This window comes from Clostridia bacterium (assembly GCA_035561135.1).
GTDB lineage: Bacteria > Acidobacteriota > Terriglobia > Terriglobales > Acidobacteriaceae > DATMYA01.
The window spans coordinates 177,732-192,489 of sequence record DATMYA010000052.1; the positions used below are offsets into that span (position 1 = coordinate 177,732).

Below are 14,758 nucleotides of genomic sequence, written 5' to 3' on the forward strand. Positions count from 1 at the left end.
CCAAAGTTGATTAATTAAAGTTAAAGAAGATTATTGTGGCTGTTCTTCGGCTGGCGTCTTGCGGATTCTGCGCACCTTCGCGCCATCGTGCGGAAGTGCCGCAAACAGTTCGCGAATCGTCTTCTTGAATACAGGATGGCGAGCCTCGGGCGCAATTTCGGCAAGCGGCTCGAGAACGAATCGGCGTTCGTGCAGCGCAGGATGCGGAATCGTTAGTATTGCCGTGTCTATCATCGAAGTACCGAACAGCAGAATGTCGATGTCGATTACGCGCGGTCCCTTCGGCACTCCGCGGCGTCGTCCCATCGCTTGTTCCACGGCGAGAGTACGCGTGAGCAGTTGCCGCGGCATCGCATCCGTGCGGAGTGCAACTGCGCAGTTGAGGAACCAGGGCTGCTGAACGTAGTCTACCGGTTCGGTTTCGTAGAACGATGAGATCGCCGTTATGCTGCCGAGTTCGCGCAGGCGCTCAATTGCTGTCTCCAGGTTCGCAACGCGATTTCCCAGATTGGAGCCGAGCGAAAGATAAACGAGCTTCTGCACGCAGCTATGGTAACGCGAGTGCGCGCAAGCGTGCAGAACCGTGAGTTGGCAGCAATAGCCTGTGTTCATGCGGGTCCGCGCACGATATGTCAATGGTCAAGAGAAGGGCAGTGCTGGAATGCGGATTTGTAGCCGCGTCGCAAAGGTGCGTGGACAGAGGCTTTGCGAGACCGGCCTGTGGAAAACCCGCATGAAATCAGCGCAAAAATGCTTCTCAACCTGTACATGCTGTTATAAGATACGTCGCACTGAGTAGCTGTATGTACTCACTCAAGGAGGATTTTCCAATGGCAGCAGGCATGACCAAGACTCAGCTGGTGCGTTTCATGGCGGAGAAGCTCGAACTCAACAATAAGACCGCTGCGGCGTTCCTGCAGACTCTGGCGGAAGTTGCGGTCAAGGAAACGAAGAAGAACGGCGTGTTCGTAATTCCGGGCCTTGGCCGCCTGGTGAAGTCCGCACGCAAAGCCCGCATGGGCCGCAACCCCCAGACCGGCGAGCCCATCAAGATCGCTGCGAAGACCGTTGTGAAGTTCCGCGTGGCGAAGGCCGCGAAGGACGCGATCGCCCCGAAGAAGTAAAACACTTCAACATTCTGTGCCCAAGGGCCGGCTAGCGCAGCCGGCCCTTCACTTTGTTTGCAGAACCCCATTTGCCAGCAGAACCGCGATTCACGAATTGCCGTAGCAACTCGCGTCCTCACTGCAGGAGCGCGACGAGACATAACCGGCGAGCAACATCGCATCTGAATTGTAATTCCGAATTGGAGCGATTCAAATGCCAGGCGTTCGCGCGAGCGGAGTCCGGTTGCGATGGTTGATTGCGGTCACTTCTTTGGCGCTGCTGTTGGGCGGTTGCGGCGGAGACTCTTCATCGCCGTCTGCTAACGCCGGTGGAGGCGGGACACCCACTGGCGGTGGCAATCCGACGGGTGGCGGCGGTGCCGTGACGCTTGCGACTGAGGTGGTTGCCAGCGGACTCACCGTCCCATGGGAAATGGTTTGGGCGCCAGACGGACGGATGTTCTTCACGGAACAACCTGGCCTATTGCGCGTCATGGTGAATGGAAATGTGCAGGCCGCGCCCGTACTGGATTTGACGTCGATTGTTCCGGGCGGGGAAGCCGGAATGCTCGGTCTCGAACTCGATCGCAGCTTCGCTTCCAATCACTTTCTCTACATCTTCTACTGTCTTACAACCGGCGGAGTACACTGCCGTGTAAGTCGCTTCACGGAATCGAACAACTCGATTGCACCCGGGAGCGAGCAGGTGTTGATCGAAACTGCTGCGGGCCCGCATCACGAAGCAGGGCGCATCAAGATCGGCCCGGATGGATTGCTCTACGTGGCGGTTGGCGATGTTTTCGACCCACAAACGGCACAGGACCTCACGCGCAATGAAGGCAAAATCCTTCGCATGAATGTGGACGGTTCGGCTGCCGCGGGCAATCCGTTCCCGGAGAACCCATTCGTCTACACGTTGGGACATCGCGACCCGCAGGGACTTGCGTTTGATAGTTCGGGACAGTTGTATTCAACCGAACACGGTCCAATCTCGAATGACGAGGTCAATATCATCAACGCAGGGAAGAACTACGGATGGCCGACATGCATCGGAAGATGTAACGATCCGCGCTTTGTGGATCCGATCAAACTATTTTCGCCAGAGACGGCCGCGCCATCGGGCGCTACGTTCTACAACGGCAGCGCGATTCCGCAGTGGAACGGCTCGCTGCTGTTTGCGACGCTCGGCCTCGCTGGCAACACGTTCGCGCACCATCTGCACCGGATCAAGTTCGATCGTCCCGGCGGGACGAACATCGTGGAAGAGGAAGTTCTGTTCAGAGACGCTTTCGGCAGGTTGCGCAATGTTGCTGTGGGACCGGACGGTTTTGTTTATATCTCCACGAGCAACGGCGGCGGACAGGACAAGATCATTCGGATTCGTCCGAAGTGAAAAACACCAGTAGCATGTGAGGCGAATTACAGCAGAACGATACTGATGCCCTTGTTGCCGCGGCCTAGATCGCGGTCCTGCTTCAGTTCAGGATATTTGCGAAGGAGCGCCCACGTGGTTTCGTCGGAGATGCGGAAATCTTCACCGGCGATGAACGCCCGCAGTTGACCTTCGCGAACACGTGCCGCGAGCGATCCCTGAATCGCAACGCGAATGGCGCCGCCGACGCCTTTCGATCCGTATCCATGCACAAGTTTTAGCGCCTCAATGCCATTCCTGCGGGCTTGCTGGAGTTCTCTAAACAGGAGGGTGCGGGCCTGCTCGACCGTAGGGAGGCCCTCCTCGAGGTTCACGAGTTTCATCTTCAGCGCGCTACGTGACATGGTTCAGTTGTCTGATATGCGATTTGTTCGTACTCGTTCTTGTACACCTGCCCACCCCTGATCACAAATGCTTGCACGCTTGAAAAAAGAAGGCACAGCAGAAATCTGCTGTGCCTTGAACCTGACCCTCAAAGTGAGTGAGCGCCGAGTTCTGCGTGTCTCTACTGCCCCGGTTGGCCGAGGTTGTCTTCGAAGTGCTTCAGCATGCGGTTGTAGAGGTGGACGCGCGCCTTGAAGCCGCCAATGCCGTGCGTCTTCTGCGGGTAGAGTTGCAAGTCGAACGGCTTGCCGCCGTTGATCATGGCATTGATGAACTGCATAGAGTTCTGCATGTGCACGTTGTCGTCGCTGGTGCCGTGCACGAGCAGGAGCTTGCCACTGAGGTTAGGGGCAGAGTTGATGATCGATGCGGAGTCGTAACCTTTCGCGTTCTCCTGCGGCAGGTTCATGTAACGTTCGGTGTAGATGGAATCGTAGTTGCGCCAATCGGTGACGGGCGCAACGGAAACGCCAGCTTTGAAGCGGTCTGTATGCGTCATGGCGTAAGCCGTCATGCTGCCGCCATAGCTCCATCCCCAGAATCCCGTGCGTTTGGCATCCAGGACAGGGAACTGCGCGATGGCCTGATCGAGAGCGCTGAGTTGGTCGCGGAGTTCGACATCGCCGAGGTGGCCATAAGTGGCGGCGGCAAACTTGAGCCCGCGATTGCCCATGCCGCGGTTGTCGACTTTCAGGACAGCAAAACCACGACGCGCAAGGATCTGATCGTAGGCATTGATCGTGCTATACGAGTCGCGCACGGATTGCCCATGAGGACCGCCGTAAGGATTCAAAATCACCGGCGACTTGCCGTTGACCATTGCTGGGCCTTGTTTAGGGAGCAGGATGACGCCGTGTAAAAGCGTTCCGTCTTCGGCCTTGAAGTCTACGAACTTCGGAGCCAGCATCGGGCCAAACTGCTCTTCGAGGCTCTTGCCTTTCCACACTTCACTGCATTCGCCGCCGAAGGTTGCGCAGAGAACCATGCGGGGCGCAGTGGCCAGGGAGGAGTATGTATCGACGTAGTACTTCACGTTTTCTGACATAGAAGGCGAATGGCTGCCCGGCGCGCGAGTGACTTGCGTGATGGCCGTGCCATCCAGCTTCACGGAGAAGAGGTGGGTCTGGCGGTAATCGCCCTTGTTCGCCGTGAAGTAAACAATGCCGGCAGCCTCGTCCACGCCCTCAATGCCACTCACCTGCCATTCGCCGCTCGTGATCTGCTTTTCAAGCTTGGCGGCGGCGTTGATGGGGTTGTTCTTATCGAAGCTGTAGAGATACAGATGGGTGTGTCCGTCGCGCCAGCTCGGCCAAAGGAAGCGATCGCCGGACTTGAACATCTGTATGCGATCGGTTACCTCGAGGTACGGATCGTTCTTCTCCGTCAGCATGAGGCGGCTTTTGCCGCTGGCGGCGTCGATGAAGTAAAGGTCGGCTTGGTTCTGGCGACGGTTCATCACCATGGCCCAGATGACGCCGGGCTTCACCCAGCCGAAACGTGGGATGTATATATCGGTTTCCGTGGTCGGGGTGATCCAGCGAACCTTGCCATTGAGGTCGGTGACGGCGAGCTTCACTGTGGGATTCTTGTCACCAGCCTTGGGATACCGCTCTTTGTCCAGGGTCGGATGGGTAGGAATCCAGTCAACGATAGGGTAGGTTGGGACGGGTGCCTCGTTCATCTGGAGGAAGACAATCTGCTTGGAGTCGGGAGACCAGAAGTAATTGCTGCGAACGTCCAGTTCCTCGGAGTACACCCAGTCGACTTCGCCATTGAGGATGTTCTCGTCGGTGTCGCTGGTGAGCGCTTTTTCTACGCCCGATCCGGTGGGCCTGATGAACAGGTTGTGATTGCGGACGAAGGCGATGTGGCTTGCGTCGTCGGAAAACTTGGGATCGCTACTGGCATCCTGCGAGTTGGTCAACTGGTGGGCTTTGCCGGCGGCGAGGTCGTAGAGCCATAGGTGGCCGAGCGCATCGAACAGGATGCTCTTGGAATCAGGCCCCCAGTGATAGGCGGCGACACCGAAGCGCGCGCGGTTCTCGCGCTGGCGCTCATCCTTCAGGTTCGAGGTGGGCGGCACAAGAGCTGCAAGCTTTTCCGCGGCTACCAGGACGGCCGACTTGCCCGTAGCAGGATCGAGATAGTAAAGCGAAACTTGCTCACCCGTGCCGGAGCGCTGAATGAAGGAAATTTTGGTTCCATCCGGGCTCCACTTCATGGATTCCGGGCCGCGGCTTTGCATCATCGTGCCTGGCGAGAACATGGCCTCAATCGTTAATTCCTTGTTCTGCGTTGGCGCTGTTTGCGCCTGTTGAGCGACGGACGACAGAGAGGCTGCCAGACACAGCAGTATTAGGACGGCGACGGGAAACCGTTTCACTGGGTGCTCCTGACTTTGCTTAGACGAGAACAGCAGAAATGTATATCGTTCGGCGGTGCAAAATGCAATTCGCCGGACACCGGTGATTACCGGAAAAGCAACCAGATACGAATCATCTCGTAGGTTGCGACGAAGATGCCGATGCTGAAGTAGAGATTGCGGGCGGTTTCCGGGGTGGGAGCGGAAGGTAGAGGGACCCCGCGCTGGCGCGCGATCGCTACCAGCGAGCGCTCCTGCTCGAGAATGAAAGCGGCAAGTGGCCGGTGGAATAGGGCAATCAGCAAGCCGAACACAAGTCTGGTTACTTCCACCAGCATAAGCTGGATACTAACGTCGCTCATCAGGGCGCTCCATACGGCGAAATGCTTAAGTGGACGAAGTTTTGGGCGCTAGCCGCCGGATCGATTTTCCGAAGCGGAGCTGAGATCACGAGGATTTCACCCAAGCGTGCTAGAATTTTCCACAGCCACAATAGTCCACTAAATGAATCCTGACCTTGTAAAACTCATTGAACTGCAGAAGGTGGACGCTGAAATCACGCGTCTAAACGCTGAAATTGCAGCACTGCCCAAGCGCGTACAGGCGATCGAGGCGCAACTCGCGGACTCCAACGACCGCCTGGAAAAGGCAAAAGCTGCCATCAAGGCCGATGAGGCCGCGCGTCGTAAGTACGAATCTGAAATCCAGTCACAAAACGACAAGATTTCCAAGTACCGCGAACAATCGCTTGCGGTGAAGACCAACGATCAATACAAGGCTCTCATGCAGGAGATACAGTTCGCCGAGCAGAACATCAAGGCTCTGGAAGATAAGATTCTGGAGACTATGCTCGATGCCGACGTGAAGGAAAACGTCCTCAAGGCGGCCGAAGCAGAGCTGAAAGCAGAGCGCGCCGAAATCGAAAAAGAAAAAGAGCACGCACGCACGCGGACTGCCGTGGACGAAAAGGCTTTGGCGGAGCAGAACGCGAAGCGCAACGATCTTCGCAGCGGCGTGAACCCGAACATCCTCGAACATTACGAGCGCTTGCTGAAGGCGCGTGGCTCGGGAATTGCGGAAGCGCGGGAACAGCGCTGCACGGCCTGCCAGGTGTTGCTGCGTCCGCAGATTTATAACGAAGTTCGCGGCAACGAAGGGGTGCAGATTTGCGATTCCTGCAGCCGCATTCTTTACTATGACCCGGCGAACGAGCCGGCAGAAGATCCGAAGGCGAAGACTGGCTCCAAGGCTGGCGGCGCCATCGAGCGGGAATGGGTTTACCTTGACGAAGGCGAGAACGGGGTTTTCGCCGTGCTGGTGAACTCCAAAGGCAGTTGCAGTCTGCGCACCTTTGACCGCCGGACTGGTTTAGCCTTGGCTCCTCCGAAAGTTGTGAAGGGGCAGAGTTTCAGACAGGCTTTCCGTGAATATATCGAAAACGGCCGGCCGCTGTTCCTGGATCATAACCCGAACCTGGAACAGGACTGCAAGGACGCCCTACCGCCGGAATTGCTCACTGAGTTACAGCGGCAAGCACCGAATCGTACAGTCACTGAAAACGGACAGTAGCTGGCTGGGAGCCTCCTCCTGATGCGTAGTCGATGCGCGCTTCTCGTAGTGCTTTTTATCGCCTGCGCCGCTCCTGCGCTTGTCGCACAAACCGCTACCGCTCAGATGGTGACGTTCCGCATAAAGCTCACGCTCTCCGCCGACAATCGACAGCAGGCGGGGAGCTCCGCACAACCAGGAGTTAATGCTCAGGAGCGCAGCGGTCCTGGCGTAGCGTATGTAACAGGCGCCGGGACAACAATGCAGATTCGTATCCAGGTCATCGACGAGAATGGGTCCACGCTAGGTGAGCAGTCCCCCGACAGCGAGGGCTCGGCCACTTTCGAGGTCGTCGGCCAGATACAGAAGGGCAATGTTCGCATTTATCCCACCTATCGCGTACGGGTCTTCGGTCCCGAGATCGAAGAGGTATGGGCGGAAGGCGTGGAGCCCGGGCGCTCCGATCGTATGCTGATGATGCAGGTGCGCCGAAAGGGAGAGAAACCCGCTACTGCGAAGGACAAGTCGATGGTTTCGGCCTCAGCCCTAAAGATACCCCGAAAGGCGCAGAAGGAACTCGACGCTGGCAATGAAGCGCTAGGGAACGGCAAGCTCGACAAAGCTCGCGAACACTTTGATCGCGCAACGCAGATCTATCCGCAGTTCGACCAGGCGTGGAACAACCTTGGCGTGGTACGGATGAAGCAGGGAGACCGCGCAGGTGGACAGCAGGCATTCGAGGCCGCGCTCAAGATTAATGACAAGTTTGCACGAGCGTATGTAAACCTGGCGAGACTGGCGCTGCAAGACAATGACTATAAGCAGGCAAGCGAGTTGCTGAAGAAATCGCTTTCGACTGAACCGCTCAATGCAGAGGCGCTTTCGATGGCGTGCCAGGCGGACTTTCTCGCCGGCAACCTGGAACAGGTAGTGAGCAACGCGCGGAAGCTTCATACGATTCCGCACGACGGCCAGGCGCTTGGCCATTACGCTGCGGGTTCCGCGTTGCAGCAGTTGAACAGACCTTCGGAAGCGATCACCGAGTACACGCTATTTCTGAAGGAAGCACCCCAGAGTCCGCTCACGCTGAAAGCGCGCGAGGCAATCTCTGAACTCGGAAAACAAGTACAGGTCGAATCCCACTGAGCCGCACGTTTACACCTACGACAGATACAAGCAACAATCCTCGCGTGATCGTGAGCCCTCGCGGAGCAGCCCGCCTGCGCAGCGGACACGTATGGGTTTACCAGTCCGACATCAAATCAGCACGCAACATCGCTCCGGCTTCCACGGTGTCAGTTTACGACGATCACGCGAGCTTCTACGGCACAGCGCTTTATAGCAGCACCTCGCAGATCGCGATTCGCATGTTGGGCTCGCAAGCGATACCGGCGGAGCGCACGGCGGAGGTGGTTGCGGAGCGCGTGCGCGCCGCCATCCACTACCGTCGCAACGTGGTGCGCGATACCAATGCCTATCGCGTCGTCTTCAGCGAGGCGGATTTTCTGCCGGGACTGATCGTGGACCGCTACAACGATATGCTTTCGTTGCAAGTGCTTACGCAAGCGATGGATCAGGCACCGGTGCGAGAAGCGGTGCTGCGGGAACTTGTGCAGGAACTCGATCCGGTATGCATCGTGGAGCGCGTGGAGCCTCGGATTCGCGAACTGGAGCAGCTGCCGCCGCTTGAGGGTGGCGTTATTTGGACCAGGGACGGCGCGCAGCCCAAGAGCAGCACAACGTTCACTATGAACGGCCTGAGGTTCCAGTACGACGCACACGGCGGGCAGAAGACCGGCGCGTTTCTCGATCAGCGCGAGAACTACTCGGCGGCGGAAAGGTATGCGCATGGCCGGGCTCTGGACGTCTTCTGCTATCAAGGCGGCTTTGCGCTGCATCTGGCGCGGACATGTGAGCAGGTGACGGGTGTGGACGCGTCGCGTCCGGCGCTGGAAATCGCCAATCAGAATGCAGCATTGAATGCCGGCCTCTACAACGGGCGCGAAATCGAGTGGGTGGAGGCAAACGCCTTCGACCTGCTACGCGACTACTCCGATGGCGGCGAGGAGTACGACACTGTCGTGCTCGATCCGCCGGCATTTGCGAAGACGAAACGGACCCTCGACACGGCCGTTCGGGGTTATAAGGAACTGAACCTACGGGCATTGAAGATGGTAAAGGCCGGGGGAGTGCTCGTAACCTGCTCGTGCTCCTACCACGTGAGCGAGGCCGAATTCCTGCAAATGCTGACCTCGGCAGCCGTGGACGCCCGGCGTCAGGTCAGAATTCTCGAAAAGCGAGTTCAGGCGCAGGACCATCCAGTTCTGCTTACGGTACCTGAAACCAGCTATCTGAAGTGCATCATCTGCCAAATCACCTAGAGCTATTTGAAAAGCAGGAAACAAAGCGCCTTCAAGGCGCTTTTTCTGTTTGTAAGCTGTTGAATAAAAATATTACTTCCTCAACTTGACAGCGATGCGCTCATATTTTATGCTATTTGTACGCTGAACCAGAGATTCGCGCTTGTTCAGCATTTGCAACAATGACATTCAAGTTGCGTTTTGGAGGTAAAAGATCATGGCGATGCTAACGCGTTGGGAACCTTTCCGTGAGATTTCCACTTTGCAGGAACGGATGAACCGTCTGTTCAACCAGCAGTACGGGAGCGGGATGGGCTCCGAGGATAGCCTGACTGCTACCGCATTCATGCCTCCGGTCGATGTATATGAGGATGAGCACAGCGTACAGTTGCGAATGGAAGTCCCGGGGATCGACGAGAAGGACATCCACATTCAATTGGAGAACAATGTTCTGACAGTGAGTGGAGAGCGCAAATTCGAGAAGGACGAAAAAGAAGATAACTTCCGTCGCGTGGAGCGTCGTTACGGCAACTTCTCTCGCCAGTTCATGTTGCCGAACACGGTGAACAGCGAAGACGTGAAGGCCGACTATGACAAGGGCCTGTTGAAAATCCGCCTGGGCAAGCGCGCAGAAGCCAAACCGAAGCAGATCAAAATCGGCGGTGGCGGCAAGACGCTGGAAGCAGCATAACTGGCGCACCAAAAATAATAACGGCGCACGAAAAGCGGCGGACGCGAATCGAACGAATGGGGAGATGGGGGGCAAACCTTGTCTCCCCGCAATTTTGCAAAAAGGAAGTAAAAGGTACGGAGCTTAGAGATGGCGATACGTTGGGACAAGTTGACGGTGAAGGCGCAGGAGGCGGTGCAGCGCGCGAGCGAGTTGGCGTCCGAGCACGGCAATCCGGAGTTGATGCCGGTACACGTGCTGCTGGCGCTGTTGGAAGATCGCGAAGGCATTGTTGGGCCGTTGCTCGCAAAAATCGGAATTCAGGCGCTGGCATTGTCGGCGGCAGCGACCAGGGAGATTGAGCGCCTTCCGAAGCTATCGGGCGCCTCCGCCCAACCACATCTTTCCGATTCGGCGTCGCAGCTGCTGGATAGCGCTTTCAAGGAGGCGTCAAACTTCAAGGACGAGTACGTCTCCACCGAGCACATGTTGCTGGCGATACCGCAATTGAAACGCGACCCAGCGCAGAAGATCCTGATCGCTGCGGGCGCGACCTACGAAACCATCCTGAAGGCCTTGAGCGTAGTGCGCGGAAGCCAGTCGGTAACGGACCAGAACCCCGAGGCCAAGTACCAGGCGCTTGAGCGATACGCTCGCGACCTGACGGAGCTGGCGAGGAGGGGCAAACTCGATCCGGTGATCGGGCGTGACGAGGAAGTCCGTCGCGTTGTCCAGGTGCTGTCGCGCAGGACTAAGAACAACCCTGTGTTGATCGGCGAACCGGGCGTTGGAAAAACAGCGATTGTCGAGGGCCTGGCGCAGCGAATCGTTTCAGGCGATGTGCCGGAGCAGTTGAAGAACAAGCGCGTGGTGTCGCTCGACCTGGGCGCGATGCTGGCAGGCGCGAAGTATCGCGGCGAGTTTGAAGATCGTCTGAAGGCCGTGTTGAAGGAGATTGAGGAATCCGAGGGAAGAATCATCCTGTTCATCGATGAGCTGCACACGCTGGTGGGCGCGGGAGCCGCCGAGGGCGCGATCGATGCCAGCAACATGCTGAAGCCAGCGCTGGCGCGCGGTGAACTCCGCGCGATTGGTGCGACCACGCTCGCCGAATATCGCAAGTACATCGAAAAAGACGCCGCGCTGGAGCGCCGCTTCCAAATTGTTTTCGTGGGCGAGCCGAACGTGGAAGACACCATCGCCATCCTGCGCGGGCTGAAAGAGAAGTACGAAGTGCATCACGGCGTCCGCATCAAGGATTCGGCGATTGTTGCGGCGGCAACGCTGTCTCATCGCTATATCACCGACCGGTTTCTGCCGGACAAAGCGATTGACCTGATCGATGAGGCGGCAGCTTCTCTGCGAATTCAGATTGACTCGATGCCAACGGAAATCGATCAGCTTGAACGCCGCGCTACACAACTGGAGATCGAGCGCGAGGCGTTGAAGAAGGAACAAGACCCGAACTCGAAGGAGCGACTGCAGGTATTGGAACGAGAGCTTGCGGAACTTCGCGAGCAGGCGAATGTCTTAAAGGCACGGTGGAAGAACGAGAAGGAATCCATCACGCGAGTGCGCGAACTGAAAGAGCGCATCGAGAACCTGAAGCTGGAAGAGCAGCGCGAAGAGCGCTTCGGCAATTACGAGCGCGTGGCGCAGATTCGCTACGGCGATCTGCGGCAGGCCGAGGCCGAGTTACAGGTTCTGAATGCAAAACTCGACGGGGCATCAACGAACGGCAGTGCGCGTATGTTGAAGGAAGAAGTGGATGAAGAAGATGTCGCGCGCATCGTCAGCAAGTGGACTGGCATTCCAGTGTCGAGGATGCTGGAAGGCGAAGTTAAGAAATTGATCGAGATGGAGGATCGGCTCCGCCGGCGCGTGATTGGGCAGGATGCGGCGCTGCAGCACGTGGCGAACGCGATACGACGTTCGCGTGCCGGACTGAGCGATCCGCGGCGTCCGATCGGTTCGTTCATCTTTCTGGGGCCGACGGGCGTTGGTAAGACGGAGCTTGCGCGTGCGCTCGCGGAGTTCCTGTTTGACGACGAGCATGCAATGGTTCGCATCGACATGAGCGAATACATGGAGAAGCACGCAGTGTCGCGGCTGATCGGCGCGCCTCCGGGATACGTTGGCTACGAGGAGGGCGGGCAGTTGACCGAGGCTGTGCGGCGGCGTCCCTATTCGGTCGTGCTGTTTGATGAGGTCGAGAAGGCGCATCCGGATGTGTTCAACGTCTTCCTGCAGATCATGGATGACGGTCGGCTGACGGACGGCAAGGGCCGCATCGTGGACTTCAAGAACACGATCATAATCATGACTTCGAACATAGGATCCGTGTATCTGCAGGCGGAAGGCTTGCGTACTCCCGAAGCGTTTGAGGAAGCACGCAAGCGCGTGATGGACGCGTTGCAGGAACACTTCAAGCCGGAGTTCCTGAACCGCGTGGATGACGTGATCATCTTCAATCCGCTCGGAATGGAGCAACTGTCGCAGATCATAGAACTGCGACTTGAGGACGTACGCAGGCTCTTGGCGGGCCGCAAGATTTCGCTGGAGCTGACGGATGCGGCGAAGCGCGTGCTCACTACATACGGGTACGATATGAATTACGGTGCGCGTCCGCTGAAGCGGGCGATTCAGCGACTCGTACAGGATTCGTTGGCGCTGAAGATCCTGGATGGGGAAGTCCTCCACGGCGACCACGTGGTGGTGGATGCCGACGGCGACAAGCTTACGTTCAAGGTGGAGCGCCACGCCGAGCGCGAGCCGACGGCAACGCGAGTGTGAGCTACTGAGCTGCTTAGCTACTGAGCTGCTGAGCCTTTGTGCTCTCGTGTGTCTTCCTGAGCGCAGCGACGCAGTCGCGGAGTCGAAGGAGCCCTTTCATCTGCACGGAACTGACAAAAGGGATCCTTCGACTCGGGCTTACGCCCTCGCTCAGGAAGACAAATTGGTTGTGCAGTGACTCAGCAGCTCAGTAGCTCAAAGACTCAGCAGCTCAGTAGGACGACACACGAGAGCACAAAGCGGGCAGGAGGAGCGCTTCGTGTGCATCGAGAGAGGAACGCTTCGTGTGCCTCGAGAAAAGTAAGGCCCGCAATGACGGCAATTGCCGTGACACCGGTGGGCCTTTCGTGTGTCTGCGCGACGCTCTTATGCGAATCAAAGTTAAGTGAAATCAAAGTTACGCGAATCGAAGTTAATCAAATCAACCGCTAGGCGAGATCGAAGAGAAGGACCTCGGCGTTCTCGGTCGCTTTCAGCGCGAGCTCCGGTTCTGCTTGCACGGCAACTCCATCACCCTGCTTCAAGGCTACGCCGTTCAACTCGACTGAGCCGCGCGCAACTTGCAGCCATGCATATCGTGCGGCGTCGAGCGTGTACGGAATTTCGTCACCGGCGGTCAAGTTGGCCACGAACAGCTTGACATCCTGATGAACGGTGACCGCACCGTCGGCACCATCGCGAGCGGCAATCAGTCGCCAGCGTCCGTGCTTGTCCTCCGGCGGAAACGACTTCTGCTCGTACTCAGGCTTCAGGCCCTTGGTGCTGGGCATAATCCAAATTTGCAAAAGATGCACGGTGTCCGTTCGCGAGGGATTGAACTCGCTGTGAACGATGCCCTTGCCGGCCGTCATTCGCTGTCCGTCGCCGGGGCGGATGATGGAACCGTTGCCGAGCGAGTCGCGGTGTTCGAGCGCGCCCTCGAGGACATACGTAACGATCTCCATGTCGCGGTGCGGATGTTTGCCGAAGCCTTGACCGGGCGCAACAAAGTCTTCGTTGATGACGCGCAGCGCGCGGAAGTGCATGTGTTCGGGATCGTAGTAATCAGAAAATGAAAACGTATGATACGTCTTCAGCCAGCCGTGATCGAAATGGCCGCGTTCCTCCGCGTGTCGAACCCTAATCATGTCTCACCTCAACCGATAATTATTCGATTCATTCCGCGAGCGGAGGATTCAGCGACGCTGACTGGCGCCAGGGGAGCGCGCAACCTCGCACTTTTGCAACCGCGTCTGATTACTTTGGAGGCTAAACCACATGGCAGGAACGAAGAAATCGAGTTCGCGGTCCTCGGGAACAAAAGGCGCAACGGGCAGAAAGAGCACAGCGTCACGCGGCGGAAGCAGTTCGAGCGCACGCAAGACCGCAGGGCGAAAGACCGCGGGGCGCACGGCGTCAGCTCGCAACACGTCAGCTCGCAATACGACGGCTCGCAAGATGGCGGGCCGGAAGACCACTGCGCGCAAATCGGCATCCGCCGGTCGAACCGGCGCAGGTTCCGCGCGGGCCGCTTCTCGCGCCACTGCCAGTCGTGAATCCAGCACTTCAAGCCGAAAATTAGTGAACCGAACAGCGGCATCCCGAAAATCGGTGTCTCGAAAGTCGGCGGCTTCGAATCGTAGCGGCGAAACGCGCAGCAGTGGTCGTCGGCGTAACACGGGATCGAAGCCGACGGCGCGTTCGCGACGGTCAACACCGCGGTACGGGCCTAAAGCTCAGGAGGAAGTAGCGACCGAAATGCGGCATATGAAGCAAGGCCGCCATAGCGCGCGCAATCCAAAACAAGCAATCGCAATCGGATTGTCGAAAGCCCGGCGCGAGGGTGCGAAAGTTCCGCCCCGCAGAGCGGCGTGACGCGGCGGCGGCATCGCTCGGAGCTGCTGAGCTGCTGAGTCTCTGAGCTGTTGAGCCACTGAGCCAATAAGCACTGAGTTGCTCCAAAACCAATTGTCTTCCTGAGGGAGGATCCCAACCCGAGTCGAAGGAGCCCTCTTGCCAGCATCATGCCGGTCGTAGGGGCCCTTCGACTCCGCGACTCCGTCGCTGCGCTCAGAAGACAATGAGCGGCGGACTCAGTGATTCAACGATACAAAAGGCCACGGA

At 57.7% G+C, this 14,758-nt stretch carries 14 protein-coding genes; 9 read left to right on the forward strand and 5 right to left on the reverse strand.

Features of this window, described 5'->3' with window-relative positions; all coding sequences use genetic code 11:
- Nucleotides 1-30: 30 nt before the first annotated feature.
- A complete protein-coding gene (gene folK / locus VN622_12020) occupies nucleotides 31-612 on the reverse strand; it encodes a 2-amino-4-hydroxy-6-hydroxymethyldihydropteridine diphosphokinase (GenBank protein ID HWR36586.1) in 582 nt (193 codons plus the stop codon).
- Between the two features lie 218 nt (nucleotides 613-830).
- On the opposite strand from folK, the gene VN622_12025 reads away from it, so the two are divergent.
- Together VN622_12025 and VN622_12030 are read left to right on the forward strand one after the other, a co-directional pair.
- The gene (locus tag VN622_12025) at nucleotides 831-1,124 is read left to right on the forward strand and encodes an HU family DNA-binding protein (GenBank protein HWR36587.1); all 294 of its coding nucleotides are present in this window, start codon (nucleotides 831-833) and stop codon (nucleotides 1,122-1,124) included.
- A gap of 196 nt (nucleotides 1,125-1,320) precedes the next feature.
- On the forward strand, nucleotides 1,321-2,499 hold the full coding sequence (locus VN622_12030) for a PQQ-dependent sugar dehydrogenase (GenBank protein ID HWR36588.1): 1,179 nt from the start codon (nucleotides 1,321-1,323) through the stop codon (nucleotides 2,497-2,499).
- Nucleotides 2,500-2,525: 26 nt separating this feature from the next.
- Here the strand turns inward: VN622_12030 and VN622_12035 are convergent, their stop codons facing one another.
- From VN622_12035 to VN622_12045, 3 genes are all read right to left on the reverse strand, one after another.
- Nucleotides 2,526-2,882 (reverse strand): Smr/MutS family protein, encoded by a 357-nt coding sequence (locus VN622_12035; protein ID HWR36589.1) that lies wholly within the window; start codon nucleotides 2,880-2,882, stop codon nucleotides 2,526-2,528.
- Between the two features lie 161 nt (nucleotides 2,883-3,043).
- Nucleotides 3,044-5,305 (reverse strand): DPP IV N-terminal domain-containing protein, encoded by a 2,262-nt coding sequence (locus VN622_12040; GenBank protein HWR36590.1) that lies wholly within the window; start codon nucleotides 5,303-5,305, stop codon nucleotides 3,044-3,046.
- 86 nt (nucleotides 5,306-5,391) lie between these two features.
- A complete protein-coding gene (locus tag VN622_12045) occupies nucleotides 5,392-5,646 on the reverse strand; it encodes a hypothetical protein (GenBank protein HWR36591.1) in 255 nt (84 codons plus the stop codon).
- Nucleotides 5,647-5,788: 142 nt separating this feature from the next.
- Between VN622_12045 and VN622_12050 the strand changes: the two genes are divergently transcribed.
- The 5 genes from VN622_12050 to clpB all read left to right on the forward strand — a co-directional run bounded on the left by VN622_12050 (nucleotide 5,789) and on the right by clpB (nucleotide 12,655).
- The gene (locus tag VN622_12050; GenBank protein ID HWR36592.1) at nucleotides 5,789-6,853 is read left to right on the forward strand and encodes a C4-type zinc ribbon domain-containing protein; all 1,065 of its coding nucleotides are present in this window, start codon (nucleotides 5,789-5,791) and stop codon (nucleotides 6,851-6,853) included.
- Nucleotides 6,854-6,874: 21 nt separating this feature from the next.
- Complete coding sequence (locus VN622_12055; GenBank protein ID HWR36593.1) at nucleotides 6,875-7,978, forward strand: tetratricopeptide repeat protein; 1,104 nt, start codon at nucleotides 6,875-6,877, stop codon at nucleotides 7,976-7,978.
- 50 nt (nucleotides 7,979-8,028) lie between these two features.
- Nucleotides 8,029-9,213 (forward strand): class I SAM-dependent rRNA methyltransferase, encoded by a 1,185-nt coding sequence (locus tag VN622_12060; protein HWR36594.1) that lies wholly within the window; start codon nucleotides 8,029-8,031, stop codon nucleotides 9,211-9,213.
- Nucleotides 9,214-9,409: 196 nt separating this feature from the next.
- Entirely contained in the window at nucleotides 9,410-9,883 is a 474-nt protein-coding gene (locus VN622_12065; protein HWR36595.1) for an Hsp20/alpha crystallin family protein, read from the forward strand.
- 129 nt (nucleotides 9,884-10,012) lie between these two features.
- Nucleotides 10,013-12,655: an ATP-dependent chaperone ClpB gene (gene clpB, locus VN622_12070; protein ID HWR36596.1), complete on the forward strand. Its 2,643-nt coding sequence runs from the start codon at nucleotides 10,013-10,015 to the stop codon at nucleotides 12,653-12,655.
- Nucleotides 12,656-13,083: 428 nt separating this feature from the next.
- Here clpB and VN622_12075 read toward each other — a convergent pair whose 3' ends face one another.
- Complete coding sequence (locus VN622_12075) at nucleotides 13,084-13,782, reverse strand: pirin family protein (GenBank protein ID HWR36597.1); 699 nt, start codon at nucleotides 13,780-13,782, stop codon at nucleotides 13,084-13,086.
- Nucleotides 13,783-13,875: 93 nt separating this feature from the next.
- Here VN622_12075 and VN622_12080 point away from each other — a divergent pair, with 93 nt between their 5' ends.
- Both VN622_12080 and VN622_12085 read left to right on the forward strand, forming a co-directional pair.
- On the forward strand, nucleotides 13,876-14,190 hold the full coding sequence (locus tag VN622_12080) for a hypothetical protein (protein ID HWR36598.1): 315 nt from the start codon (nucleotides 13,876-13,878) through the stop codon (nucleotides 14,188-14,190).
- Nucleotides 14,093-14,509 carry a DUF6496 domain-containing protein gene (locus tag VN622_12085; protein HWR36599.1) on the forward strand — a complete coding sequence of 139 codons (417 nt, stop codon included), beginning with the start codon at nucleotides 14,093-14,095 and terminating at the stop codon, nucleotides 14,507-14,509. Before VN622_12080 ends, VN622_12085 begins: the two co-directional genes overlap by 98 nt.
- The last annotated feature ends 249 nt before the right edge of the window (nucleotides 14,510-14,758 follow it).

Excerpts from the sequence above, each read along its gene's own strand:
- folK (HWR36586.1), bottom strand. The coding sequence starts at position 612 with ATGAACACAGGCTATTGCTGCCAACTCACGGTTCTGCACGCTTGCGCG.
- VN622_12025 (HWR36587.1), top strand. The coding sequence starts at position 831 with ATGGCAGCAGGCATGACCAAGACTCAGCTGGTGCGTTTCATGGCGGAG.
- VN622_12030 (HWR36588.1), top strand. The coding sequence starts at position 1,321 with ATGCCAGGCGTTCGCGCGAGCGGAGTCCGGTTGCGATGGTTGATTGCG.
- VN622_12035 (HWR36589.1), bottom strand. The coding sequence starts at position 2,882 with ATGTCACGTAGCGCGCTGAAGATGAAACTCGTGAACCTCGAGGAGGGC.
- VN622_12045 (HWR36591.1), bottom strand. The coding sequence starts at position 5,646 with ATGAGCGACGTTAGTATCCAGCTTATGCTGGTGGAAGTAACCAGACTT.
- VN622_12050 (HWR36592.1), top strand. The coding sequence starts at position 5,789 with ATGAATCCTGACCTTGTAAAACTCATTGAACTGCAGAAGGTGGACGCT.
- VN622_12055 (HWR36593.1), top strand. The coding sequence starts at position 6,875 with ATGCGTAGTCGATGCGCGCTTCTCGTAGTGCTTTTTATCGCCTGCGCC.
- VN622_12065 (HWR36595.1), top strand. The coding sequence starts at position 9,410 with ATGGCGATGCTAACGCGTTGGGAACCTTTCCGTGAGATTTCCACTTTG.
- clpB (HWR36596.1), top strand. The coding sequence starts at position 10,013 with ATGGCGATACGTTGGGACAAGTTGACGGTGAAGGCGCAGGAGGCGGTG.
- VN622_12075 (HWR36597.1), bottom strand. The coding sequence starts at position 13,782 with ATGATTAGGGTTCGACACGCGGAGGAACGCGGCCATTTCGATCACGGC.
- VN622_12085 (HWR36599.1), top strand. The coding sequence starts at position 14,093 with ATGGCGGGCCGGAAGACCACTGCGCGCAAATCGGCATCCGCCGGTCGA.